Here is a 20,960-nt window from a genome sequence, read left to right as displayed (position 1 = left end):
AAGCGACAAATTCGCCCAGTCGCAATGGTCCGCTCTCGAACCAGATCCTGCAGTCTTGCAGCAGCTGTGTTCACGCTTGCATTGTCTGCCTCAATCGCTGGCGCACAAACAACAGCGACACATTTAATCGTCAGCACGGAAGGCTGGAGCACTCACTGTTTTGGTCGCTACTTGATCGATTTACCACCGCAAGCGAACGCTCGCGCCAGCTACAAATTGTGGGGAGCCGATATCGAGCGCTTAACGGTGCCGAACGCGGCATCCCTGCAAGGCAAGGTAGAGCAGAGAACCATCGCATTGCAGTCCATGGCCCATGACACAGCCGGAAGCATGCTGGTGCGCCGTATCGATCATGGCAATGGCTCGACAAGCTTGCTTTCCTGGAGCAGTCCACGCCGCACCATACTGATGTATGAGGAAGCTTATCTGGCAACTACCAGCCCATGGCAAGCGTTCAAGTACAGCGGAGACATCTCGGCTAGCAGGCAGGCCATGGCGGTCGCGTTCCTGAACACGCTCGCCGCCAATATCCGCTCCCGCGCCGATAATGAAATCCCCACGGGCCCCGGCTTCTGCATCGACAAGGGATTCATCGCCGGCAACGACTACCGTTCCGAGAGCGTGCAGGTCGGCATCACGCTGCCCCAGCACCCCAACGCCTTCATCAGCTTTGACGCCAGCACTGGCGCCGAAGAAGACCGTCTGCTTGAACGCGTTGACAACTTCCTGAGCAAGGCAGTACTCGGTCCGCTGGCCGGCCTCAAGGTATTGCGCAAGCGCGAACGCAATGTCGGCACTATTCCTGCCGAAGAGTACGCAACCGCCGCGACCGGCAACGGCCAGCGTGTTTATGTATTCGCCTGGGAATCCCAGGGAAAGAACAAGTCCCTTTCCGAGCAAAACGTGACGGCTGGCCTGCACGTGCTCGAGCAGCCGGTAGACAGTCCGCAGACACCATATCAGCCGGCATTCCAGTCCGATGATGAGGCGCTGCAGCTATGGGATGCCATCATCGACTCCATCCGCCTGCGCCCCGGCGCAGTCTAGCGCCGCCCTATTCCCCTTGCCGCGCCGTGTGTGCCAGCAGCCAGTCCGTCACGGCATCGCGGTCGCCGCGGAATACGATGCGCGCCTCGCGCTGGGCGCGCTGGTAGTCATACATCGGGTCGTAGTAGTCGCGCAGCAGCACTTCGATCCAGCCGCGGTGCAACGCGACCTCGCCGGATTCGGCCTGGCGCGCCAGCGCCTGGTCCAGCAGCGCCGCCAGCTTGCCGTAGCGTGCGCCGCCCAGCCTTGGCGCGATCGCGGCCATGGCTTCGCGCAGGCGTGTGGCGTAGGCGGCGAAGCCTTCCGCGCTGCCCTTCGTATCGATGAATTCCGCCGCCAGTCCCTGCACGTAGTCGCGCAGCACGCGTTCGACGCGGGCGTTGAACGGTGCTTCCAGCCACACCAGCGGACTGGCCTGCATGCGTTGCGACAGCGCCTGCGGTACGTCGCGGCTGCCGATGAAGCGGCCTTCGTCTTCCACCACCAGCGCGCGCCAGCCTGCGTCGAGATGATGCAGCACGTCGATGGCGAGGGCGTTCTCGAAGTCGATCTGCGGCGGCTGCGGCAGCGCGCGGCGGCCGAAGGCGGAGCCGCGGTGGCGCGCATGGCCTTCCAAATCGATCGACGCGGGCACGTCGGCCAGCACGTCGGTCTTGCCGCTGCCGGTGAGCCCGCCGACCACGAACCAGGGCTGCGTAGCCGCCGCGGTATCGATGGTTTCGATCAGGAAGCCGCGCATCGCCTTGTAGCCGCCGCTCACGCGCGGATAGTCGACGCCCGCGTCGCGCAGCCACTGCTGCACCAGCTGCGAGCGCAAGCCGCCGCGGAAGCAATACAGGTAGCCGTCCGGATGGGCGCGCGCAAACTCCGCCCAGGCGGCGATGCGCGCCGCCTTGCGCTGGCCGGATACGAGCTCGTGGCCGAGTTCGATCGCCGCCTGCTGGCCCTTCTGCGCATAGCACAGGCCAACCTCGTGGCGCTCGGCATCGTCCATCAGCGGCAGGTTGACCGCGCCGGGGAAGGCCCCGCGCGCGAACTCCAGCGGCGCGCGCACGTCAAGCATGGCGACGCCACTGAGAAACAGTTCGCGGAAGTCGGAGGTATCTGGACGCATCAGCGGATCTCTACAGCCAATGCGGCGCGCGCCACCATCTCGCCGATCGGGGCGAGCGCCAGTCCCAGGCGCTGGCATTCGGCCAGGAACCCGGCTTCGCCGGCGGGCTCGACCGCGACCAGCAGGCCGCCGCTGGTCTGGGGATCGCACAGCAACGCGCGTTGCGCCTCGGTAAGCGGCGCGATGCGGTGGCCGTAGCTGTCGAAGTTGCGCTGGGTGCCGCCCGGCACGCAGCCCTGGCCGATGTAGTCGGCCACGTCATCCAGCACCGGCACCGCGGCATAGTCGAGGCGCGCGGTCAGGCCGCTGCCGTCGGCCATTTCGACCAGGTGGCCGAGCAGGCCGAAGCCGGTGACGTCGGTCATCGCCCGCACGCCGGGCAAGCGCCCGAAGGCGCTGCCGGGCTTGTTGAGCACGCACATCCAGTCGCGCGCCAGGTGGCGGTTATCGTCGCGCAGCAGCCCTTTTTTCTCAGCCGTGGTCAGCACGCCGATGCCGAGCGGCTTGGTCAGGTAAAGCCGGCAGCCGGGCGTGGCGGTGTCGTTGCGCTTCATGTGCGCGCGCTCGACCAGGCCGGTCACCGCCAGGCCGAAGATGGGCTCGGGCGCGTCGATCGAATGTCCGCCCGCCAGCGGAATGCCTGCGTCGTCGCAAGCCCGGCGCCCGCCCGCCACCACCTCTCGCGCAACCTCGGGCGGCAGCACGTTCACCGGCCAGCCCAGGATGGCGATGGCCATCAGCGGGTCGCCGCCCATGGCGTAGATGTCGCTGATCGCGTTGGTCGCGGCGATGCGCCCGAAGTCGAACGGATCGTCGACGATGGGCATGAAAAAGTCGGTGGTGGACACCACGCCGCGCTGGCCCTCGGCGCCATCCAGCGCGTACACCGCCGCGTCATCGCGCGAGGCATTGCCCACCCACAGGCGCGGGTCCAGATGCTGCGCGCCGCTGCCGGCCAGGATCACGTCGAGCACCTTGGGGGAAATCTTGCAGCCACAGCCGGCACCGTGGCTGTACTGCGTCAGGCGGATGGGACTGGTCATGGAAGCGGGCTCCGCGCGGCGTGCCGGCGGGTCAGGAGCCTTGGCCCCGCCGGCGACGCCTGGATGAAGAAAGGAATTGGAATGAGAAGGGTTACTGCAAGCTGGCGAGCAACGAGGCGGCGCCGATCGGCGCCGCGCGCTGGGGCGGGCCGCCCGTCGGAGCGGCCTCGCCGAAGACGGCGGCTTATTGCTCGCCCGGCTCCATCTGCGACTGCAGGTAGTTCTGCAGCCCGACCTTGTCGATCAGGTCCAGCTGCGTTTCCAGGTATTCGATATGTTCCTCGGTATCGGTGAGGATATCGACCAGAATTTCGCGGCTGACGTAATCGCCGACCGACTCGCAGTAGGCAATGCCTTCCTTGACGGTGGTGTGTGCGGTCTGTTCCAGCTTCAGGTCGCACTTGAGCATCTCGGGGGTGTCTTCGCCGAGCAGCAGCTTGTGCAGGTCCTGCAGGTTGGGCAGGCCGTCCAGCATCAGGATGCGGTCGATCAGGCGGTCGGCGTGCTTCATCTCGCCGATCGATTCCTTGTACTCCACGTCGCCGAGCTTCTTCAGGCCCCAGTGGCGGTACATGCGGGCGTGGAGGAAATACTGGTTGATCGCGGTCAGCTCGTTCTTGAGCTGGGCGTTCAGATGCTGGATGACCTTCTTGTCACCTTTCATTGGCGGCTCCTGTGCATCGGGCCCGCGCAAAAATGCGAAACGGCGCCAATGGCGCCGTGCAGTCAGAAAAAAGAAATGCGCAAAAACGCGCCGTGAACTGACGCTTCAGTTCATGGGCGCGTTCAGGCCACCAGCGCCTTGCGCTGGTCGTTCGCGACTGCCGGGTCCCGAGTGTCCATTATGGTACATGGGCCCGAAGCGGAACAGGAAGAAATCTCCACAATCTGGATGCTGGCGAGGGTCGCCACCGTGACATTGCGTACCGCGGCCACGCCTTCCTGCAACACCTGCTGCGCGCACTCGCGGCAACGGCCACAGCACGTGCCGACGCCTAGCGTTTCGGCCAGTTCGTCGAGGGTTTCGACGCCCAGGTGCGCGGCACCGTGAATCTCACGATCGGTGATCTGGTTGCAGATGCAGACGTACACAAGTCCCTCCGTTGGGGCGCGGGACACCGGCATGTCCCTGCGAATGAACGTCAGAATATCAGAGATCAATAATGATAACAATTCCCATTAAGCCACATCGCCACAGGTCGGCCACACGTCACTGCACGCAAAAAGAAGGCGGCTGGCGCGGCACTTTTCCGTGTCGGAATGTGCCGCGCCAGCCGCCTTTTGCCTCGGAAAACCCTGATCACATCAGGGTCGTGCCATCTGGCGCAGCACCGCGGCCTGTTCCTCGGGATCGTAGGCCTGCAGCAGCTGGTCGACCAGCGGTTCCAGCCGCTGGCAGTCGGCGTGCAGGATTTCCTGCTTGACCCGCAGCAGCTGCGCTGGGTGCATGGAGAATTCGCGCAACCCCATGCCCAGCAGCAGCCGCGTCATCGACGGGTCGCCCGCCATCTCGCCGCACACCGCCACCGGCACGCCGGCGCGGTTGGCTTCTCGGATGGTGCGGGCCACCAGTTGCAGCACCGCCGGATGCAGCGGGTCGAACAGGTGCGCGACGGCGTTGTCGGCGCGGTCGATGGCCAGCGTGTACTGGATCAGGTCATTGGTGCCGATGGATAGGAAATCCATCTTGCGCAGGAATAGCGGCAGCAGCAGCACGGCCGCGGGAATCTCGATCATGGCCCCGACCTTCATGCCGGGGTCGTACGGTTCGCCGCGCTCGTCGAGCTGGCGCTTGGCCTTGGCGATCAGCGCCAGGGTCTGGTCGATCTCGCTGGCATGCGCCAGCATCGGCACCAGCAGCCGCACCGGGCCGAACGCCGAGGCGCGCAGCAGCGCGCGCAGCTGGGTCAGGAACATGCCCGGCTCCGACAGCGACCAGCGGATCGCGCGCAGGCCCAGCGCCGGGTTCAGCGCGGTCTCGAAATCGTCGGCGCGGCCGTCGCCGCGTGCATCGAGCGGCTTGTCGGCACCGATATCGATGGTGCGGATGGTCACCGGCAGCCCGTGCATGGCGTCGACCGCGCCGCGGTACGCCTGAAACTGCTCCTCCTCGCCCGGCAACTCGTCGCGCCGGTTCATGAACAGGAACTCGGAACGGAACAGGCCGACGCCGACCGCGCCGGCGGCCAGCGCGGCGCCGGCGTCCTCGGCCATCTCGATATTGGCCAGCAACTCGATTTCGATCCCATCGAGCGTGACCGCCGGCGTATGCCGCAGGCGCTGCAGGCGCTTTTTCTCCAGCACGCGCTCGCTCTGCCGGTGGCGGTATTCCTCGAGGATGATGGCGGTGGGATCGACGATCACCAGGCCGGCATCGCCATCGATGATGATCCAGTCATCCTGGCGGATCAGCTCGCTCGCGCTCTGCACGCCGACCGCGGCCGGGATGTCGAGGCTGCGCGCGACGATGGCGGTATGCGAGGTGCGCCCGCCCAGGTCGGTAACGAAGCCATGGAACACGGTGTGGCGGAACTGCAGCATGTCGGCCGGCGCGATATCGTGGGCCACCACGATCACGCCGGGCGCGGGCTCTCCGTCGGCGGCCAGCGCGGGCACCGGCGCGGGCACCAGCACCGGGGCACCGGCCAGCGCCTTCAGGATGCGCTCCACCACCTGCTGGATGTCGGCCTTGCGCTCGCGCAGGTATTCGTCCTCGATCTCTTCGAACTGGCGCATCAGCTCTTCGAGGCGCGTCGTCAGCGCCCATTCGGCGTTGTAGCGCCGGCCCCGGATCAGCGCCTCCGGCTCGCGCGCCAGCGCCTCGTCGTCGAGGATCATCGCGTGCACGTCGAGGAAGGCGCCCATCTCTTCGGGCGCGTCGCGCGGCAGGTCGCGCTTGAGCGCGGCCAGCTCGGCGCGCACCGCGGCGCGTGCGGCCCGCAGCCGTTCCACCTCGGCGTCGAGCCGCTCTTCATCGACCAGGTAGTGCGACACGTCCAGCGCCGCGGGCGCAAGCAGGTGCGCGCGCCCGATGGCGACGCCGCGCGAGACCGGGATGCCGTGCAAGGCGAAAGGCATGTACCGCTCCGTCAGGAACGTTGATCAATTCGGGTCAAGGCCGCCGGCCTCACTCCCCTTCACCAAAGCGGTTGGCGATCAGTGCCAGCAAGGCGTCCATCGCCTCTTGCTCGTCCGGCCCCTCGGTTTCGATCGTGACCGTGGAACCGATCCCCGCGGCCAGCATCATCACGCCCATGATGCTCTTGGCATCGACCTGGCGTCCGTTGCGGGACATCTTGACCTGGCTGACGAAGCTGCCGGCGAGCTGGGTCAGCTTGGCGGACGCGCGTGCGTGCAGTCCGAGTTTATTGATGATGGTGGTGTCCCTCTGCAGCATATTTGTCGGGATGATTGGCGGTTTGATTCTGGACGGTGGTGGTGCCGACCTGCAGCACGCCCTGCGAGCCGCCGGCCAGCGCCTTGGTGGCAAGCTGGTCCAGCTTTTCGGCCCGGTAGCAGATGGCACGGACCAGCATGGGAAGGTTGACGCCGGCCAGCACGCGCACGCGGCCCGGCTCTGCCAGGCGCGCGGCGATATTGGCGGGAGTGGCGCCGAAGATGTCGGTCAGGACCAGCGCGCCGTTGTCTTCGCAGATGGCTTCCAGCCGACGCCGGGCCTCGGCCAGCACGGCGGCGGGATCGGCATCGGGAAGGACGTCGATGGCTTCCAGCCGCTGCGGCTGGCCACAGTAGACGTGGGCGGCGCAATCGCGCAGGGCTGACGCCAGCGGGGTGTGCGCGATGATCAGGATGCCTGCCATGATGGTGAATCCGTTGGATTGCCCCGATTGTAGCAGGCGCCCCCCGGCGCTCCCGCTGCCCGCCCGGGCCGGTGGCGCCTAGCTGCCGGCAGCGCCGACCGCGTGCTCGAGCGCGTCGATGAACATCGCCGCCACATGGAAGCCGGTCTGCTGGGTGATCTCCTGGAAACAGGTAGGGCTCGTCACATTGACCTCGGTCAGGTAGTCGCCGATGACGTCCAGGCCGACCAGCAGCAGGCCCTGCTCCCACAGCCCCGGCGCCAGCGCCTCGGCAATCTCGCGATCGCGCCGGCTCAGCTCCTGCGCACGGCCGGTACCGCCCGCGGCAAGGTTGCCGCGCACTTCGCCGGCCATCGGCACGCGCGCGAGCGAATACGGCACGGGCACGCCGCCAATCAGCAGCACCCGCTTGTCGCCGTCCTTGATCGCCGGGATATAGCGCTGCACCATCAGCGAGCGGGCGCCGTCCTGGCCCAGCGTCTCGACGATCGCGGCGAGGTTCATGCCGTCCGCGCCGACCCGGAACACGCCCATGCCGCCCATGCCGTCCAGCGGCTTGACGATAATGTCGCGATGCTCGGCGTGGAAATCGCGGATCCGCGCCAGGTCGCGCGTGACCAGCGTCGGCGTGATGAATTCCGGGTACTGGGCAATCGCCAGCTTCTCGGAATGGTCGCGGATTGCCTGCGGCTTGTTGAATACCCGCGCGCCCTGTGCTTCGGCCAGCTCCAGCAGCCACGTGCTGGTCACGTATTCCATGTCGAAGGGCGGGTCCTTGCGCATCAGCACCGCGTCGAAGGCCGACAGCGGCTCGAGCGCGCTATTGCCTTCGCGGTACCAGGCGCCGTGTTCGCCGCCATCGTCGCCGGTCAGGTGCAGCCGCGTGGCCACGGTCTCGACCGTGCGGCCGGACAGCGCCAGCTGCGGCTGCAGGCACCAGTACAGCTCATGGCCGCGCGCGGCGGCCTCGGCCATCATGGCGAAGGTGGAGTCCTTGTAGGTCTTGAAGGTCTCCAGCGGATCGGTGATGAAGAGGATGCGCATGGTGGCGTTCAGATGATCGGGTTGGGGTCGGTCTTCTCGAGCTCCAGCGACGCCGCCAGCAGGGCCAGCCGCGCCACCACGCCATACATGTAGAAGCGGTTCGGCACCGCCGCGCCAGGCTTGGCGTGGCTGTCCGGGATGCCGTTGGGCGCGAACGCCAGCGGCACGAAATGCATGCCGGGCGCGTTCAGGTTCTCGTCGTTGCCGCGGCCGGTGTGCACGCGGTAGAAGCCGCCCACCACGTAGCGGTCGATCATGTACACCACCGGCTCGGCCACCGCCTCGTTGACCTTCTCGAAGGTATGCACGCCCTCCTGGATGATGACGTCGCTGACCTCCAGGCCCTCCTTGACCACGCTCATCTTGTTGCGCTCTTTCCGGTTCAGGCCCTTGATCTCGGACGGGTCGCGCACGGTCATGATGCCCATGCCGTAGGTGCCGGCATCGGCCTTGACCACCACGTACGGCGTTTCCTTGATGCCGTACTCGCGGTATTTCTTGGCGATCTTCTTGAGCACGCCTTCGACCGCGTCGGCCAGTTCTTCTTCGCCCACGCGCTCGTGGAAATTCACGCCGGTGGTCCGGGCGAAGTACGGGTTGACCATCCACGGGTCGATGTCGATCAGCTTGGCGAACTTCTTCGCCACTTCGTCATACGCGGCAAAGTGGCTGCTCTTGCGGCGCGTGGACCAGCCGGCGTGCAGCGGCGGCAGCAGGTATTGCTCGTTGATGTTTTCCAGGATCGGCGGAATGCCGGCCGACAGGTCGTTGTTGAGCAGGATCGAACAGGGGTCGAAGTCCTTCAGCCCCAGCCGACGGCCCCTGGTGCCCAGGCGCGCCAGCGGCTCGACCACCAGGGTCTGGCCGTCGGGCAGCTCGATCGGGGTCGGTTCGGTGATTTCCTCGGAAAGCGAGCCCAGGCGCACGTTCAGCCCGGCCTGGCGCATGATCAGCGACAGCCTTGCCACGTTCTGCAGGTAGAACATGTTGCGGGTGTGGCGCTCCGGGATCAGCAGCAGGTTCTTGGCGTCCGGGCAGATCTTCTCGATCGCGGCCATCGCCGCCTGCACCGCCAGCGGCAGCATCTCGGGGGCAAGGTTGTTGAAGCCGCCCGGGAACAGGTTGGTATCGACCGGCGCCAGCTTGAAGCCGGCGTTGCGCAGGTCCACCGAGCAATAGAACGGAGGCGTATGCTCCTGCCATTCCAGCCTGAACCAGCGCTCGATGGACGGCGTCGCGTCCAGGATCTTCTTTTCCAGTTCGAGCAGCGGACCGTTCAGCGCGGTGATGAGATGCGGGACCATATCCATCCTATAGATCGTCTTAATCGTTCGCCCCGATTGTAGAGGAACGGCCAACCAGGCGCTGGCAGGCCCTTTATAAGGATATGCAGCGCCTGGCATAAGGGATAACGATATGGGGATGGGCGGCGTGAAATAAAGAGGCCGCGCGGGCGCCGGTGTCCGGGCAAAAAAAAAGCGCGGCGATGCCGCGCTTTTAAATGGCCTGACAGATACGGGGAGCGTTCTGCAGGTGGAGGAAACTGCCTCAATGGCAATGTATGTGCGCCGCACATTAAAGACAATTGAAGCTTTTTAAGATCGGAGTTAAGCACTTTGCGAAAAGCCCGTTTCCGGCGCGGGGGATTGCCGGCTGGCCCGCGCCGGCATTGGCTTCGCGGGTTTCGCTGGCGTTCCGGGCAGGCGTCGCGATGGGCTTGTCCGCGTCACCGCCCCGTGATCGCCGCAGGCTTAATGTCTGCAACCCCGGTCAACGCGACAAGGAAAAAAGCCCGGCACGCGGCCGGGCAAAACTCCTGAGAGCAGATTCCCAATCAGCCCTCCAGCACAACACCTTTGCGGTCAGCCTTCGTAGGCCGTTTCGCCATGCGAGGTGATATCGAGGCCTTCGCGCTCTTCGTCTTCGGGCACGCGCAGCCCGATCAGCATGTCCACCAGCTTGTAGGCGACGAAGGCCACCACGCCGGACCACACCACCGTGGTCAGCACGCCTTCGAACTGAATCCACAGCTGGCCGGCGATCGAGTAGTCCTCGGCGACCTTGTTGGCGACGTAGTCGTAGATGCCGGTGCCGCCCAGGCTGGGCGCGGCGAACACGCCGGTCAGCAGCGCGCCGACGATGCCGCCCACGCCGTGCACGCCGAACACATCCAGCGAGTCGTCCATGCCCAGCATGCGCTTCAGCCCGGTCACGCCCCACAGGCACAGCAGGCCAGCCACCAGGCCCATCACGATCGAGCCCATCGGGCCGACGAAGCCCGCGGCCGGAGTGATTGCCACCAGGCCGGCGACCGCGCCCGAGGCACCGCCCAGCATCGACGGCTTGCCCTTGCCGATCCACTCGCCGAAGGTCCACGACAGCACCGCGGCGCAGGTCGCCAGCAGCGTGTTGACGAAGGCCAGCGCGGCCGAACCGTTGGCTTCCAGCGCCGAACCGGCGTTGAAGCCGAACCAGCCAAACCACAGCAGCGAGGCGCCCACCATGGTGAAAGTCAGGCTGTGCGGACGGATCGCCTCGCGGCCGAAACCGATGCGCTTGCCGAACATGAAGGCACCGACCAGGCCCGCCACGGCGGCATTGATGTGCACCACGGTGCCGCCGGCAAAGTCCAGCGCGCCCTTCTGGAACAGCCAGCCAGCCTTGGCGGTCGCGGCGGTGCCGGCGGCGGCGTCGGTGTAGGCGTCAGGGCCCGGCCAGAACCAGACCATGTGGGCGATCGGCAGGTAGGCGAAGGTGAACCACAGCACCACGAACACCAGCACCGCGGAGAAGCGGGCGCGCTCGGCGAAGGCGCCGATGATCAGGCCGCAGGTGATGCAGGCGAAGGCGCACTGGAAGGCAAAGTAGCCCAGCTCCGGCAGCACCACGCCCTTGCTGAAGGTGGCGGCCACGGCGTCGACCGTCAGCCCCTTCATGAACAGCCGGTCGGTGCCGCCGAAGAAGGCATTGCCCTCGGTGAAGGCAAAGCTGTAGCCGTAGATCGCCCACAGCAGCGCCACCAGCGAGAAGATCACCAGGCACTGCATCAGTACCGACAACATGTTCTTGGAACGCACCAGGCCGCCATAGAACAGCGCCAGGCCGGGCAGGGTCATCAGGATCACGAACGCGGTCGAGACCAGCAGCCAGGCGGTGTCGCCCTTGTTGGGCACGGGCGCAGCCGGCGCGGCGGCGGCTTCAGCCGGCGCGGCCGCGGCAGCCGCTGCTGCGGGGGCGGCAGCGGTAGCTGCCGCAGCCGGCGCGGCGGCCGGCGCGGAAGTGGCGGCGGCCGAGGCCTCGGCTGCCGGCTTGTCCTGCGCGGCGGCCGGGGTCGATACGCCGACGCCGGCGGTGCCGACGGCCAGCGCCATTGCGCCCGCCGCCAGGAATCGCTTGATCCAGGTTTTCATGGAATTCACCTTTGTCTCTATGCTGTCTTGGGTCACAGGGCATCGCCGCCGGTCTCGCCGGTGCGGATGCGGATGACCTGCTCGATCGGGGCCACGAAGATCTTGCCGTCGCCAATCTTGCCGGTGCGGGCCGATTTCTCGACCGCCTCGATGGCGCGCTCGACCACGTCGTCGGGAACCGCCACCTCGATTTTCACCTTGGGCAGGAAGTCGACGATGTATTCGGCGCCGCGGTACAGCTCGGTATGACCCTTCTGGCGGCCGAAGCCTTTCACTTCGGTCACGGTGATGCCGGACACGCCCACGTCCGACAGCGCTTCGCGCACCTCGTCGAGCTTGAACGGCTTGATGACTGCGATGATGAGTTTCATCAGGATTCTCCTGGGAGCGGACCGGCATCAGCCCGCCCGGGCTGCGTCAGAGTTAGAAAGTCTTGGTGATCGAGGCCCAGGCCGCGGCCTTGCCCAGGTAGCGGCCGCGGTTGGCGCTGGTGTAGGCCACTTCCTTGGCGTTGGTGTCGACATAGGCGACCGCCAGCGCAAAGCCCTTGCCCAGGTCCTTGGTCAGGCCGATCTTCCAGTCGGTGTACGAGGCATCGCTGTTGTGCTTTACGCCCTGGTAGCCGACGTGCGCGTTCAGCGTCAGGTCCCAGAAGTTCAGCGGCACGTTGGCGCTCAGGTCGACGTAGTAGCTGTTCTTGCTGTCGGCCCAGCCAAACAGGTTGGTGACCGAGTGCGAGTACTTGAGCATGACCGGGCCCCAGCCGATGCCCGCGTACAGCTCGGTGGTGTACGGCCGCGGATTGTTGTAGCCGCCCGGGTAGTAGTACTCGAGCACGCCCAGGTCATAGGCGAACTCGGTGCCGGCCACCTTGAAGGTGTTCTTGAAGCCGCCGTAGAAGTCCATCTCGACCGGCGCCGAGACCGCCGGGTTGGCGTCTTCCAGCCAGCTGACGCTGGAGTTCCAGTTGCCCAGGTAGAAGCCGCTTTCGTGCGCGTAGTCGAAACCGCCCTGAATGGCCGGTCGCAGGTTGGTCTGGCTGATGCCGCGATAGCGGTAGTCCGTGACCAGCGACACGTTGGCCGTGAACGTATGCGGCGAGGCCGGCTCGGCAGCCGGAGCCGCGGCGTCGGTGCTTTGCGCCAGGGCGCCGCCCGCGGCACTGGCCAGGACCAACGCGCTGACTGCAAGGGCCAACTTCTTCATGGGGTTTTTCTCCTTTTCCTGATGGCTCGGATTTCGTTTATTGGATTTCGGTGAAGCGATGAGGCAGTTCGGCATCACTACTGCAACTGCCGTGCCACCCCGCGAAAAGCGGCGGGCCATACGCTGCGAGTCGCGTCGGACCGGATCGGTGTCAGCCTTGAATCGGCTCCGCAGCCACGCCAGATCGGGTTAAAAGGTGTGAACGGCGCGGTGCCGGTGCTTTCGCCGGCGTGCCGCTGGGGCGATAATTAAGATCTGACGGTGGCGGCCTGCGGCCCGCGCGCACGGGAATCGCCCGCATTCAGGGCGCCCAATTCCTGTGCGAAAGCGCGCCATGCGCCAGATGCCTACCCGGATCGGCACCACTCAGGTGCGCAAAGGAGAAACCATGAAACCGACCGACCTCTTCAACGACCTGCAGAACAAGGTCAGCGAGGCGCTGCGCAATTCGCCGGCAAGGGACATCGAAAAAAACGTGCGCAGCATGATGACCCAGGGCTTTGCCCGGCTGGACCTGGTCACGCGCGAGGAATTCGACGTCCAGTCGCAGGTACTGGCGCGCACCCGCGCCCGCCTCGAGGAACTGGAAAGCCGCGTGGCCGAACTGGAGCGGCGTGCCGGGATCCCGCCCGGCGCCGGCTCGGTGGACTCGACCGGGGGCGCGTGAGCACGCCGTTCGCGCCGCCATCCCGCCTGCCTGAAGGCCGCCAGTCCTGGCGGCCTTTTTCGTTAACAGTTCCGTGCGGTTCAATGCCATGAGCCTTGCCGTCCTGCGCAGCCGGGCACTGACCGGCATCGCCGCGCCGCCGGTGCGGGTCGAGACCCACCTGGCCAACGGCCTGCCAGCCTTCACCATCGTCGGCCTGGCCGACACCGGCGTGCGCGAAAGTCGCGAGCGCGTGCGCGCCGCCATCCTGAACAGCGGCTACGAGTTTCCCAACCGCCGCATCACCGTCAACCTGGCGCCGGCCGACCTGCCCAAGGAGTCCGGCCGCTTCGACCTGGCCATTGCGCTGGGCATCCTGGCCGCCAGCGGCCAGATCCCGGCCGACGCGCTCGACACGCATGAATTTGCCGCCGAGCTGTCGCTATCCGGCGAATTGCGTCCGGTGCGCGGCGCGCTGGCCATGGCAATGGGGCTGGCGCGCGACAATGCCGCCCGTGCCAGCTCCGGCGAAGCGCCGCGCGCCTTCCTGGTGGCCGCCGGCAACGGCGCCGAGGCCGCGCTGATCGAAGACCTGGCCGTACATGCTGCCACCACGCTGCGCCAGGCCTGCGACCACCTCGGCCCGCTGGACGACGCGCGGCTGCCACGCGCCATGCCGCCCCTGCTGCCTCCCGCCGCCGGGCGCGGCGCCGACATGCGCGACGTGCGCGGTCAGGCGCAGGCGCGCCGCGCCATGGAAGTCGCCGCCGCGGGCCAGCATTCCGTATTGCTGGTGGGCCCGCCGGGCACCGGCAAGTCGATGCTGGCACAACGCCTGCCCGGGCTGCTGCCGCCGATGTCGCTGCAGCAGGCGCTGGAAGCCGCCGCCGTGATGAGCCTGACGCCAGGCGGGTTCCGCCCCGAGGCCTGGGGCCTGCGCCCGTGCCGCGCGCCGCACCACACCGCGTCGGGCCCGGCCATGGTCGGGGGCGGCGGCAACCCGCGCCCCGGCGAGATCTCGCTCGCGCACCACGGCGTGCTGTTCCTGGACGAGTTGCCCGAGTTCGACCGCCGCGTGCTCGAAGTCCTGCGCGAGCCGCTGGAATCGGGCCGCATCACGATCGCCCGCGCCAACGGCCACGCCGACTTCCCCGCCTGCTTCCAGTTCGTCGCGGCGATGAACCCCTGCCCGTGCGGCTACCTCGGCCACCCCGACCGGCCGTGCCGCTGCACCCCAGACCAGGTGCGGCGCTACCAGTCGCGGATCTCCGGCCCCATGCTCGACCGCATCGACCTGCAGATCGAGGTGCCCGCGCAGGACCAGGGCGAAATGCTCGACGGCCCGCCCGGCGAAGCCAGCGCCGTGGTGCGCGCGCGCGTGCTGGCCGCGCGCGAACGGCAACTGGCCCGCCAGGGCAAGCCCAACAATGAACTGGGCGGGCGCGAGATCGAGCAGCACTGCGCCATGGACGCGCAGGCGCAGGCCTTGCTGCGCGGGGCGATGACGCGGCTGGCGTGGTCGGCGCGCTCGTACTTCCGTGTGCTGAAGGTGGCGCGCACAATTGCCGACCTCGCCGGGGCCGACGTGCTGAACGCCGCGCACGTAGGCGAGGCAATCCAGTACCGGCGCGCGCTGCGCATGGCCGGCTAGGGCGATTGGCGCCTCAAGCCTCTTCCGACCATTGCACGCCCTCGCGCGCCATGAACGCCGACGATGCCGCCGGGCCCCAGGTGCCGGCGGTATAGGGCCGCGGGCCTTCGTCCTGCGCGCGCCAGGCTTCCAGGATCGGATCGACCCAGGTCCATGCCGCCTGCAGTTCGTCGCGCCGCACGAACAGCGCCAGCCGTCCGCGGATGACGTCCAGCAGCAGGCGCTCGTAGGCTTCGGCCCGGCGCGTGGTGAAGGCCGAGTCGAGGTTCAGCGCCAGGCTCAGCGGCTTGAGCTTCATGCCTTCGCCCGGCTGCTTCACCATCAGCGTCAGCCGCACCGATTCCTCCGGCTGCAACCGGATCACCATGCGGTTGGGCTGAAGTGTGCTGCCCGGGTCGAAGATGGAATGGGGCACCTCGGCGAAGTGGATCACCACCTCGGTGACGCGCTCCTGCATGCGCTTGCCGGTGCGCAGGTAGAACGGCACCTTGTTCCAGCGCCAGGTGCCAAGCTCGGCCCGCATCGCGACAAAGGTCTCGGTGCGGCTGTCGGGCGGAATCCCGTCTTCCTGCAGGTAGCCGCGTACCAGCTCGCCGGCGATGGCGCCGGCGGTGTACTGGCCGCGCACAGTATTGCGGCGCACGTCCTCCGGCGACATCGGCCGCAGCGAGCGCAGCACCTTGAGCTTTTCATCGCGCACCGCGTCGGAGTTGAGCGATGCCGGCGGCTCCATCGCCAGGATGCTGACCAGCTGCAGCAGGTGGTTCTGCACCATGTCGCGCATGGCACCGGCCTCGTCGTAGAAGCCGCCGCGCGTGCCCACGCCCACGGTCTCGGCCACGGTAATCTGCACGCTGCGCACGAACGGCGTGCGCCACAACGGCTCGAAGATCGAATTGCCGAAGCGCAGCGCCATCAGGTTCTGCACCGTCTCCTTGCCCAGGTAGTGGTCGATCCGGTAGGTGCGGTCCTCGCTGAAATAACGGCTGACCACCTCGCCGATGCCGATTGCGGAGGCCAGGTCCACACCCAGCGGTTTTTCCAGCACCAGCCGGGTATCGTCGGCAATCAGCCCATGGCTGGCCAGGTTGTCGCAGGTGGCGGCGAACAGCCCCGGCGGCATCGCCATGTAGTAGATCCGCAGCGCGTCGCTGCGCAACTGCGCCGCCAGCGCGGGGTAGTCCGCCGCCTGCGCGGCATCGAGATGCACGAAGTCCAGCCGCTGCAGGAAGCCCTGCCATTTGGCCGGCTCGATATAGCGCGCATCGACGAACGGTTGTGCGCTCTCGTCGGCAAAATTGACAAAGGCCTCGCGGTCCCAGCGGTGCCGGCCCACGCCGATGATGCGGGTGCCTTCGGGCAGGTTGCCGTCGCGGTGGCACATGTAGAGCGAGGGCAGCAGCTTGCGCGCCGACAGGTCGCCGGCGCCGCCGAAAATGACGAGGTCGAGCGGCCGGGCGTCGGCGGTGCCGAAGGCGGAGACGGTGCGGGAGGTTGGCATGACGGGCTCCTTGCGTGCCGATGGGGCGGATGATGTTGGCCGGCGGACGGGGCAAGCCGGGTATGGTTTGCACGGTTCAGGCAGTCTGTCGGATCAGCATGTCTCGGTCACGTTGCGCACGTATTGCGGCTGTTGCAGGCGCGCCGTTGGCAACGCCATCGGACTCTCCGCATCATCCGTGCCAGTTGACGCGGCCGGGTGGCTTCCGGCATGCGCGACACAGCATTCTCCTTCGACATCACGCTGCGCACCGCTACTGCGCGAGGTACAGCGATACGCGCCGCGAGGCGTCGGCAGCCGTACCCGGCTCCTTGCCCTCGCCCCGGTGGCTGCCGCAATGCGAAAGCGTCGTGATCACGGGCAAGACAGGTTCGTGACCACAACATGGCCATTTCAAGCCAACCGGATCAGGCGGCGCTGGAATGCCATGGATCCACGGCGCAACGGAAGTCGCATCCCGAACTGACCAAATACCAAGGATTTCCCGCGGCTTTATGTCGCGGATGCATGTCTGTGACAAGTAGCAGCCGGCCGTGCATCCCTGGTGAAACTTCTCCATGACAGAAGCGTAGTCCATGGCGCGCGCATCATCGCGCCGCGCGATTTCCACGCAGCGGTCGCTAGATGTCCTAAATTGGTATCACCCCCACCAAAATCTGGTGCCTACGATGATTGGCATGGATCAACGGCTGAAAGCCCTCAAACCAGACGAGGCGGACGCCACGCCGATCTACCTGCAGGTGGCACGCAAGCTGACTGCCGCCATCCAGGCGGGGCAATGGCGCGTGGGGGATGCACTGCCGTCGGAGCGCACGCTGGTGGATTCGCTGGGGATTTCGCGCGTCACCGCGCGGCACGCGCTGCAGGTGCTGGCCGAGGAAGGCACCATCACGCGCAACCGCGGCGCGGGCACCTTTATCGCCCCGCGCGCCGAGCCCAGGCCCGCGCGGCTCGACAACTTCAGCGAGCTGGCGCGCCGGCGCGGCATGACGCCGGCAAGCGAACTGGTGGCCTTCGAGCGCCGCCGCGCCACCGCGCAGGAAAGCGCCGAACTGGCCCTGCCCGATGGCGACGAGATCGTCAGGCTGACGCGGCTGCGCAAGGCCGACGGGCAGATCTACTGGATGGATGTGACCACGCTGGCGCTGGCCGTGCTGCCCGACGCCAGCGCCATCGGCGAATCGCTTTACGCCTACCTGGAGCGGATCGGCAAGCCCGTGCTGCGCGTCACCGAGACGCTGCGCGCGGTCGTTGCCAGCGCGGAAGTGGCCGCGCGCCTGGGCATCGAGCCGGGCGAGCCGCTGCTGCATATCCGCCGCATCGGCTATACCCATGGCGACAAGCCGGTCGAGCTGACCGACGCGTACTGCCTGAACGACTTCTACGAACTGAAGCAATAGCGCCCGGCGACGTGGCCAGCCACCGGCGGCTCTACCGGTGGCGGAGGCGGATCGTCCTCGGGCGACAGCGGCAGGTCGGGCGGCACGCCCGGCGGCGCAGGCTCTTCCACCGGGGGCACGGTATGGCGCGGCTGCAGGCGCGCACCGGCGATCGGGTTCAACGAGGCAGGCATGCGGGGACTCCGTGGCGGGGGTTCCTCCTCATTGAAGCAAACCCCGCCCCCGCGCGCCAGTGCGGATGCCGCGCCGGTCAGGCGTGCTGACGTCGCACGAAGAACAGCGCCGCGCCCACCGCCATCAGCACGCTGCCGAAAAACCGGTTCTGCCACAGCACCGCACGGGCATTGCGGAACAGGCCCTGCATGCGCGAGGCCAGCAGCGCGTAGCCATGCATCACCACCAGGTCGACGGCGCACATGGTGGCCGCCAGGATCGCCAGCTGCAGCGCCAGCGGCCGGTTCGGATCGATGAACTGCGGCAGCACCGCCACCATGAAGATGATGCCCTTGGGATTGGTCACATTGGTCAGCAGGCCGGTGGCAAAGCGCCGGCGCCGGCTCATCACGGCCACGCGCGCGGGCTTGCCGTCCTGCGCCGCATCCGGTTCCACCCGGGCGCGCCATTGCTGGATGCCGAGATAGATCAGGTACAGCGCGCCGATGGTCTTGACCACCATGAAGGCCTGCTCCGAGGCGAGCAGCAGCGCGCCCAGCCCGCCGCCGGCCACCAGCAGCACGATCACCAGCCCTGCCTGCAGGCCGAAGATGGTGGTGGTGGTCCTGCGCAGCCCGTACGACAGGCCATGGCTCATCGACAGCACCGCGCCCGACCCCGGCGACACGGCGATCACCCAGCACGCGGCGAAATAGGCCAACCAGACTTCCCAACGCATCTCAACTCTCCTTTGACGACAACCGTGCCGGGCGGCGCACTGGGCCCCAGGCATCTGTGATCCGCTGCGGTGCCGCGGCGCCTCAGAGCGGGTGGAACCCGCCCAGGAACTGCTCCACCTGCTCGGCCTGGCGCGCATCGCGCGCGGCCTCGCCCGATTCCAGCACCACGGCCTGGAAGGCGCGCGTGCCCACCGCCACCAGCCGCGCGCTGAGCCGGCGCGGCGACTGGTCCTGCGGCGACACGCCGCTGGCCTGCAGTTCCAGCCCGGCCAGCGGGCGGCCCGGCCGGTCCGCGCTCATGATGGTGACCGGCCGCGAGCGCGGCTCGGCCGACAGCGTGCCGAGGTTGGCCAGCAGGCCGGCCTGCATCGCCGCCAGGGCCTCGCGCCGCAGCGCTTCATCGTCGGCGGGCAGCGTGACCACGCCCACGGCGAACAGCGTATCGTCGACGCGTGCGGCCTCCATCGTCATCGGCAGCTTGCGCCCGGCAATGGTGACATCGCGCGCGGCGCTGGTGGGCTTGCCGGGATAGAGCGCGGCGTAGCCGCCCTCGCCCGACTGGATGGTGCGCCAGTCATAGCGCGGCGAACAGGCGCACAGGGCCAGCGCAAGCAGCGCGGCGCAGCATGTCAGGGACCAGCGGGGCGCGGCGGGAAGGCTCAGCGGGAGTGGCACGGGACGCATGAGGAAGCGGGGCGGAAGGACTCATACTGTTCAGTTACGGCATCAAACACTACTGTCATTCCCGCGCAGGCGGGAATCCAGCGTCTTTCACGTCCCCTTCGGGGAAAAAGTCACTGGGTTCCCGCCTGCGCGGGAACGACGGTTGTTAACTGAACGGCATTAGGGCGGAAGGACAGGCTTAGGATCGTCACGCGCGGGCATGGGTCGCCGGCGCGCGGAAACCGGTATTATCCCGGAAGCCGCGCGCCAGTGCTTGCCGCGCCGCCTGTCCCACCTGTGCCGCCCCACATCTGCCATGCCTGTATCCCGCCTCGCCCGAACCGCTGCCGCCCGCACCCGTCTGCATTGGCTGGCCGCGGGCGCGCTATTGGCGGCGATGGCCGGCGTCGCCGGCGTGTGCGCCGCCAGCCCTGCGCACCTGCCGCCGGCCACCGATCTCGCCGCCCATGGCGCCGACGCCGCGCGACGCGGCGAGCCACTGGTGGTGCTGGTGTCGATGCCGGGCTGCAGCTATTGCGACGCGGTGCGCCGCAACTACCTTGGACCGCAGGCGGCCGCCGGCGAAATCGCCGTGCGCGAGGTGGACATGACCGCCGACACCCCGCTGCGCGACGCCGACGGCAGCCTGACCACCGCGCGCGCCTGGGCCGGCGCCCGCCAGGTCCGGGTAGCGCCCACGGTGCTGTTCCTGGACCGCCAGGGCCGCGCCGCCGCCGGCCCGCTGCGCGGCATGCAGCCCGACTTTTACGGCGCCTACCTGGAACAGGCGCTGGCGCAGGCCCGCGCCGCCGTGGCCGCGCGCAAGTGACGGAAGGGTTCCAGCGCAGACCGCACGCGGTTGCGAACACAGCGCGCGAACGCCTGCCGCATTAGAATGTCCCACTGCTGACCGGGCCTTCCGGTCGACCCTGCCCTGTCGTAGCTGTCTCAGCCGGATATCCCATGACCACTAGCCCTGCCTCCAAGACCTCCCGCAAGCCCTGGCCCATCGTCGCCGCCGTGGTGGTGCTGGCGCTGCTGGGCTGGTTTGGCTACCGCGCGCTGTCGCCGTCCGGTACCGCGCCGGCCGCCACCTTCACGCTGCTGTCCGGCGAGAAGGTCAGCACCGCCGACCTCAAGGGCAAGGTCTACCTGGTCAACTTCTGGGCCACCAGCTGCGCCACCTGCATCAAGGAGATGCCGGACATGGTCAAGACCTACGAGCAGTTCAAGGGCAAGGGGCTGGAATTCGTCGCGGTGGCGATGAACTACGACCCGCCCATGTACGTGATGAACTTCGCCAAGACCCGTGGGCTGCCGTTCAAGGTGGCGATGGACAGCGACGGCAGCGCCGCCAAGGCATTTGGCAACGTGGGCCTGACGCCTACGACCTTTGTGATCGACAAGGAAGGCCGGATCCTGAAGCGCTACGTCGGCGAGCCCGAGTGGGACGCGCTGCACAAGCTGCTCGACGGCGCGCTGGCAAAGTCGGCGTAACGTTCGCGCCGCGAACCTACGACA

22 protein-coding genes are annotated in these 20,960 nt (G+C 67.5%); 6 read left to right on the top strand and 16 right to left on the bottom strand.

Annotated elements, in window-relative coordinates; all coding sequences use genetic code 11:
• Positions 1-66: 66 nt before the first annotated feature.
• Positions 67-1,047: a T6SS immunity protein Tli4 family protein gene (locus RALTA_RS01325; protein WP_242405240.1), complete on the top strand. Its 981-nt coding sequence runs from the start codon at positions 67-69 to the stop codon at positions 1,045-1,047.
• A 7-nt stretch (positions 1,048-1,054) separates the two neighbouring features.
• On the opposite strand, the gene mnmH is transcribed toward RALTA_RS01325, so the two are convergent.
• The 12 genes from mnmH to RALTA_RS01265 form a co-directional block, all read right to left on the bottom strand.
• Complete coding sequence (gene mnmH / locus RALTA_RS01320; RefSeq protein ID WP_012351606.1) at positions 1,055-2,161, bottom strand: tRNA 2-selenouridine(34) synthase MnmH; 1,107 nt, start codon at positions 2,159-2,161, stop codon at positions 1,055-1,057.
• Positions 2,161-3,204: a selenide, water dikinase SelD gene (selD, locus tag RALTA_RS01315; RefSeq protein WP_012351605.1), complete on the bottom strand. Its 1,044-nt coding sequence runs from the start codon at positions 3,202-3,204 to the stop codon at positions 2,161-2,163. Before selD ends, mnmH begins: the two co-directional genes overlap by 1 nt.
• A gap of 184 nt (positions 3,205-3,388) precedes the next feature.
• The gene (gene bfr / locus RALTA_RS01310) at positions 3,389-3,868 is read right to left on the bottom strand and encodes a bacterioferritin (protein ID WP_012351604.1); all 480 of its coding nucleotides are present in this window, start codon (positions 3,866-3,868) and stop codon (positions 3,389-3,391) included.
• Positions 3,869-3,990: 122 nt separating this feature from the next.
• Positions 3,991-4,296, bottom strand: coding sequence for a (2Fe-2S)-binding protein (locus tag RALTA_RS01305; RefSeq protein WP_025583380.1), 306 nt, complete (start codon positions 4,294-4,296; stop codon positions 3,991-3,993).
• Positions 4,297-4,509: 213 nt separating this feature from the next.
• Positions 4,510-6,282, bottom strand: a complete 1,773-nt coding sequence (gene ptsP / locus RALTA_RS01300) for a phosphoenolpyruvate--protein phosphotransferase (protein ID WP_012351602.1) — start codon at positions 6,280-6,282, stop codon at positions 4,510-4,512.
• Between the two features lie 49 nt (positions 6,283-6,331).
• A complete protein-coding gene (locus tag RALTA_RS01295) occupies positions 6,332-6,601 on the bottom strand; it encodes an HPr family phosphocarrier protein (RefSeq protein ID WP_012351601.1) in 270 nt (89 codons plus the stop codon).
• On the bottom strand, positions 6,570-7,025 hold the full coding sequence (locus RALTA_RS01290) for a PTS sugar transporter subunit IIA (RefSeq protein ID WP_012351600.1): 456 nt from the start codon (positions 7,023-7,025) through the stop codon (positions 6,570-6,572). Before RALTA_RS01290 ends, RALTA_RS01295 begins: the two co-directional genes overlap by 32 nt.
• 78 nt (positions 7,026-7,103) lie before the next feature.
• The gene (gene gshB / locus RALTA_RS01285) at positions 7,104-8,069 is read right to left on the bottom strand and encodes a glutathione synthase (protein ID WP_012351599.1); all 966 of its coding nucleotides are present in this window, start codon (positions 8,067-8,069) and stop codon (positions 7,104-7,106) included.
• Between the two features lie 8 nt (positions 8,070-8,077).
• Positions 8,078-9,373: a glutamate--cysteine ligase gene (gene gshA, locus RALTA_RS01280; RefSeq protein WP_012351598.1), complete on the bottom strand. Its 1,296-nt coding sequence runs from the start codon at positions 9,371-9,373 to the stop codon at positions 8,078-8,080.
• 558 nt (positions 9,374-9,931) lie between these two features.
• Positions 9,932-11,479: an ammonium transporter gene (gene amt, locus RALTA_RS01275; RefSeq protein WP_041232043.1), complete on the bottom strand. Its 1,548-nt coding sequence runs from the start codon at positions 11,477-11,479 to the stop codon at positions 9,932-9,934.
• Positions 11,480-11,511: 32 nt separating this feature from the next.
• Positions 11,512-11,850, bottom strand: coding sequence for a P-II family nitrogen regulator (locus RALTA_RS01270; RefSeq protein WP_010814843.1), 339 nt, complete (start codon positions 11,848-11,850; stop codon positions 11,512-11,514).
• Between the two features lie 52 nt (positions 11,851-11,902).
• Positions 11,903-12,685 carry a TorF family putative porin gene (locus RALTA_RS01265; protein WP_012351596.1) on the bottom strand — a complete coding sequence of 261 codons (783 nt, stop codon included), beginning with the start codon at positions 12,683-12,685 and terminating at the stop codon, positions 11,903-11,905.
• A gap of 388 nt (positions 12,686-13,073) precedes the next feature.
• On the opposite strand from RALTA_RS01265, the gene RALTA_RS01260 reads away from it, so the two are divergent.
• Both RALTA_RS01260 and RALTA_RS01255 read left to right on the top strand, forming a co-directional pair.
• Positions 13,074-13,352: an accessory factor UbiK family protein gene (locus RALTA_RS01260; protein WP_012351595.1), complete on the top strand. Its 279-nt coding sequence runs from the start codon at positions 13,074-13,076 to the stop codon at positions 13,350-13,352.
• An 88-nt stretch (positions 13,353-13,440) separates the two neighbouring features.
• The gene (locus RALTA_RS01255) at positions 13,441-14,982 is read left to right on the top strand and encodes a YifB family Mg chelatase-like AAA ATPase (protein WP_012351594.1); all 1,542 of its coding nucleotides are present in this window, start codon (positions 13,441-13,443) and stop codon (positions 14,980-14,982) included.
• Positions 14,983-14,995: 13 nt separating this feature from the next.
• Here RALTA_RS01255 and zwf read toward each other — a convergent pair whose 3' ends face one another.
• On the bottom strand, positions 14,996-16,483 hold the full coding sequence (gene zwf / locus RALTA_RS01250; protein ID WP_012351593.1) for a glucose-6-phosphate dehydrogenase: 1,488 nt from the start codon (positions 16,481-16,483) through the stop codon (positions 14,996-14,998).
• A 677-nt stretch (positions 16,484-17,160) separates the two neighbouring features.
• Between zwf and RALTA_RS01245 the strand changes: the two genes are divergently transcribed.
• Entirely contained in the window at positions 17,161-17,883 is a 723-nt protein-coding gene (locus RALTA_RS01245; protein WP_012351591.1) for a GntR family transcriptional regulator, read from the top strand.
• Here the strand turns inward: RALTA_RS01245 and RALTA_RS01240 are convergent.
• The 3 genes from RALTA_RS01240 to RALTA_RS01230 form a co-directional block, all read right to left on the bottom strand.
• The gene (locus RALTA_RS01240; RefSeq protein ID WP_025583373.1) at positions 17,865-18,056 is read right to left on the bottom strand and encodes a hypothetical protein; all 192 of its coding nucleotides are present in this window, start codon (positions 18,054-18,056) and stop codon (positions 17,865-17,867) included. The genes RALTA_RS01245 and RALTA_RS01240 overlap by 19 nt on opposite strands.
• Positions 18,057-18,133: 77 nt before the next feature.
• Positions 18,134-18,775, bottom strand: coding sequence for a LysE family transporter (locus RALTA_RS01235; protein ID WP_012351589.1), 642 nt, complete (start codon positions 18,773-18,775; stop codon positions 18,134-18,136).
• An 82-nt stretch (positions 18,776-18,857) separates the two neighbouring features.
• Positions 18,858-19,460 carry a hypothetical protein gene (locus RALTA_RS01230; protein ID WP_012351588.1) on the bottom strand — a complete coding sequence of 201 codons (603 nt, stop codon included), beginning with the start codon at positions 19,458-19,460 and terminating at the stop codon, positions 18,858-18,860.
• Between the two features lie 295 nt (positions 19,461-19,755).
• Between RALTA_RS01230 and RALTA_RS01225 the strand changes: the two genes are divergently transcribed.
• Positions 19,756-20,268, top strand: coding sequence for a thioredoxin domain-containing protein (locus RALTA_RS01225; RefSeq protein WP_041232252.1), 513 nt, complete (start codon positions 19,756-19,758; stop codon positions 20,266-20,268).
• Between the two features lie 134 nt (positions 20,269-20,402).
• Positions 20,403-20,936 carry a TlpA disulfide reductase family protein gene (locus RALTA_RS01220; protein WP_012351586.1) on the top strand — a complete coding sequence of 178 codons (534 nt, stop codon included), beginning with the start codon at positions 20,403-20,405 and terminating at the stop codon, positions 20,934-20,936.
• Positions 20,937-20,960: the final 24 nt, after the last annotated feature.

The sequence above is a fragment of the Cupriavidus taiwanensis LMG 19424 genome (genome assembly GCF_000069785.1).
In the GTDB taxonomy this organism is placed as follows: domain Bacteria; phylum Pseudomonadota; class Gammaproteobacteria; order Burkholderiales; family Burkholderiaceae; genus Cupriavidus; species Cupriavidus taiwanensis.
Note: the sequence above shows the minus strand (reverse complement) of the source record. Positions and strands in the feature narration are given on the sequence as shown.

Excerpts from the sequence above, each read along its gene's own strand:
- mnmH (WP_012351606.1), bottom strand. The coding sequence starts at position 2,161 with ATGCGTCCAGATACCTCCGACTTCCGCGAACTGTTTCTCAGTGGCGTC.
- selD (WP_012351605.1), bottom strand. The coding sequence starts at position 3,204 with ATGACCAGTCCCATCCGCCTGACGCAGTACAGCCACGGTGCCGGCTGT.
- bfr (WP_012351604.1), bottom strand. The coding sequence starts at position 3,868 with ATGAAAGGTGACAAGAAGGTCATCCAGCATCTGAACGCCCAGCTCAAG.
- ptsP (WP_012351602.1), bottom strand. The coding sequence starts at position 6,282 with ATGCCTTTCGCCTTGCACGGCATCCCGGTCTCGCGCGGCGTCGCCATC.
- RALTA_RS01295 (WP_012351601.1), bottom strand. The coding sequence starts at position 6,601 with ATGCTGCAGAGGGACACCACCATCATCAATAAACTCGGACTGCACGCA.
- RALTA_RS01290 (WP_012351600.1), bottom strand. The coding sequence starts at position 7,025 with ATGGCAGGCATCCTGATCATCGCGCACACCCCGCTGGCGTCAGCCCTG.
- gshB (WP_012351599.1), bottom strand. The coding sequence starts at position 8,069 with ATGCGCATCCTCTTCATCACCGATCCGCTGGAGACCTTCAAGACCTAC.
- gshA (WP_012351598.1), bottom strand. The coding sequence starts at position 9,373 with ATGGTCCCGCATCTCATCACCGCGCTGAACGGTCCGCTGCTCGAACTG.
- amt (WP_041232043.1), bottom strand. The coding sequence starts at position 11,479 with ATGAAAACCTGGATCAAGCGATTCCTGGCGGCGGGCGCAATGGCGCTG.
- RALTA_RS01270 (WP_010814843.1), bottom strand. The coding sequence starts at position 11,850 with ATGAAACTCATCATCGCAGTCATCAAGCCGTTCAAGCTCGACGAGGTG.
- RALTA_RS01265 (WP_012351596.1), bottom strand. The coding sequence starts at position 12,685 with ATGAAGAAGTTGGCCCTTGCAGTCAGCGCGTTGGTCCTGGCCAGTGCC.
- RALTA_RS01260 (WP_012351595.1), top strand. The coding sequence starts at position 13,074 with ATGAAACCGACCGACCTCTTCAACGACCTGCAGAACAAGGTCAGCGAG.
- RALTA_RS01255 (WP_012351594.1), top strand. The coding sequence starts at position 13,441 with ATGAGCCTTGCCGTCCTGCGCAGCCGGGCACTGACCGGCATCGCCGCG.
- zwf (WP_012351593.1), bottom strand. The coding sequence starts at position 16,483 with ATGCCAACCTCCCGCACCGTCTCCGCCTTCGGCACCGCCGACGCCCGG.
- RALTA_RS01245 (WP_012351591.1), top strand. The coding sequence starts at position 17,161 with ATGGATCAACGGCTGAAAGCCCTCAAACCAGACGAGGCGGACGCCACG.
- RALTA_RS01240 (WP_025583373.1), bottom strand. The coding sequence starts at position 18,056 with ATGCCTGCCTCGTTGAACCCGATCGCCGGTGCGCGCCTGCAGCCGCGC.
- RALTA_RS01235 (WP_012351589.1), bottom strand. The coding sequence starts at position 18,775 with ATGCGTTGGGAAGTCTGGTTGGCCTATTTCGCCGCGTGCTGGGTGATC.
- RALTA_RS01230 (WP_012351588.1), bottom strand. The coding sequence starts at position 19,460 with ATGCGTCCCGTGCCACTCCCGCTGAGCCTTCCCGCCGCGCCCCGCTGG.
- RALTA_RS01225 (WP_041232252.1), top strand. The coding sequence starts at position 19,756 with ATGCCTGTATCCCGCCTCGCCCGAACCGCTGCCGCCCGCACCCGTCTG.
- RALTA_RS01220 (WP_012351586.1), top strand. The coding sequence starts at position 20,403 with ATGACCACTAGCCCTGCCTCCAAGACCTCCCGCAAGCCCTGGCCCATC.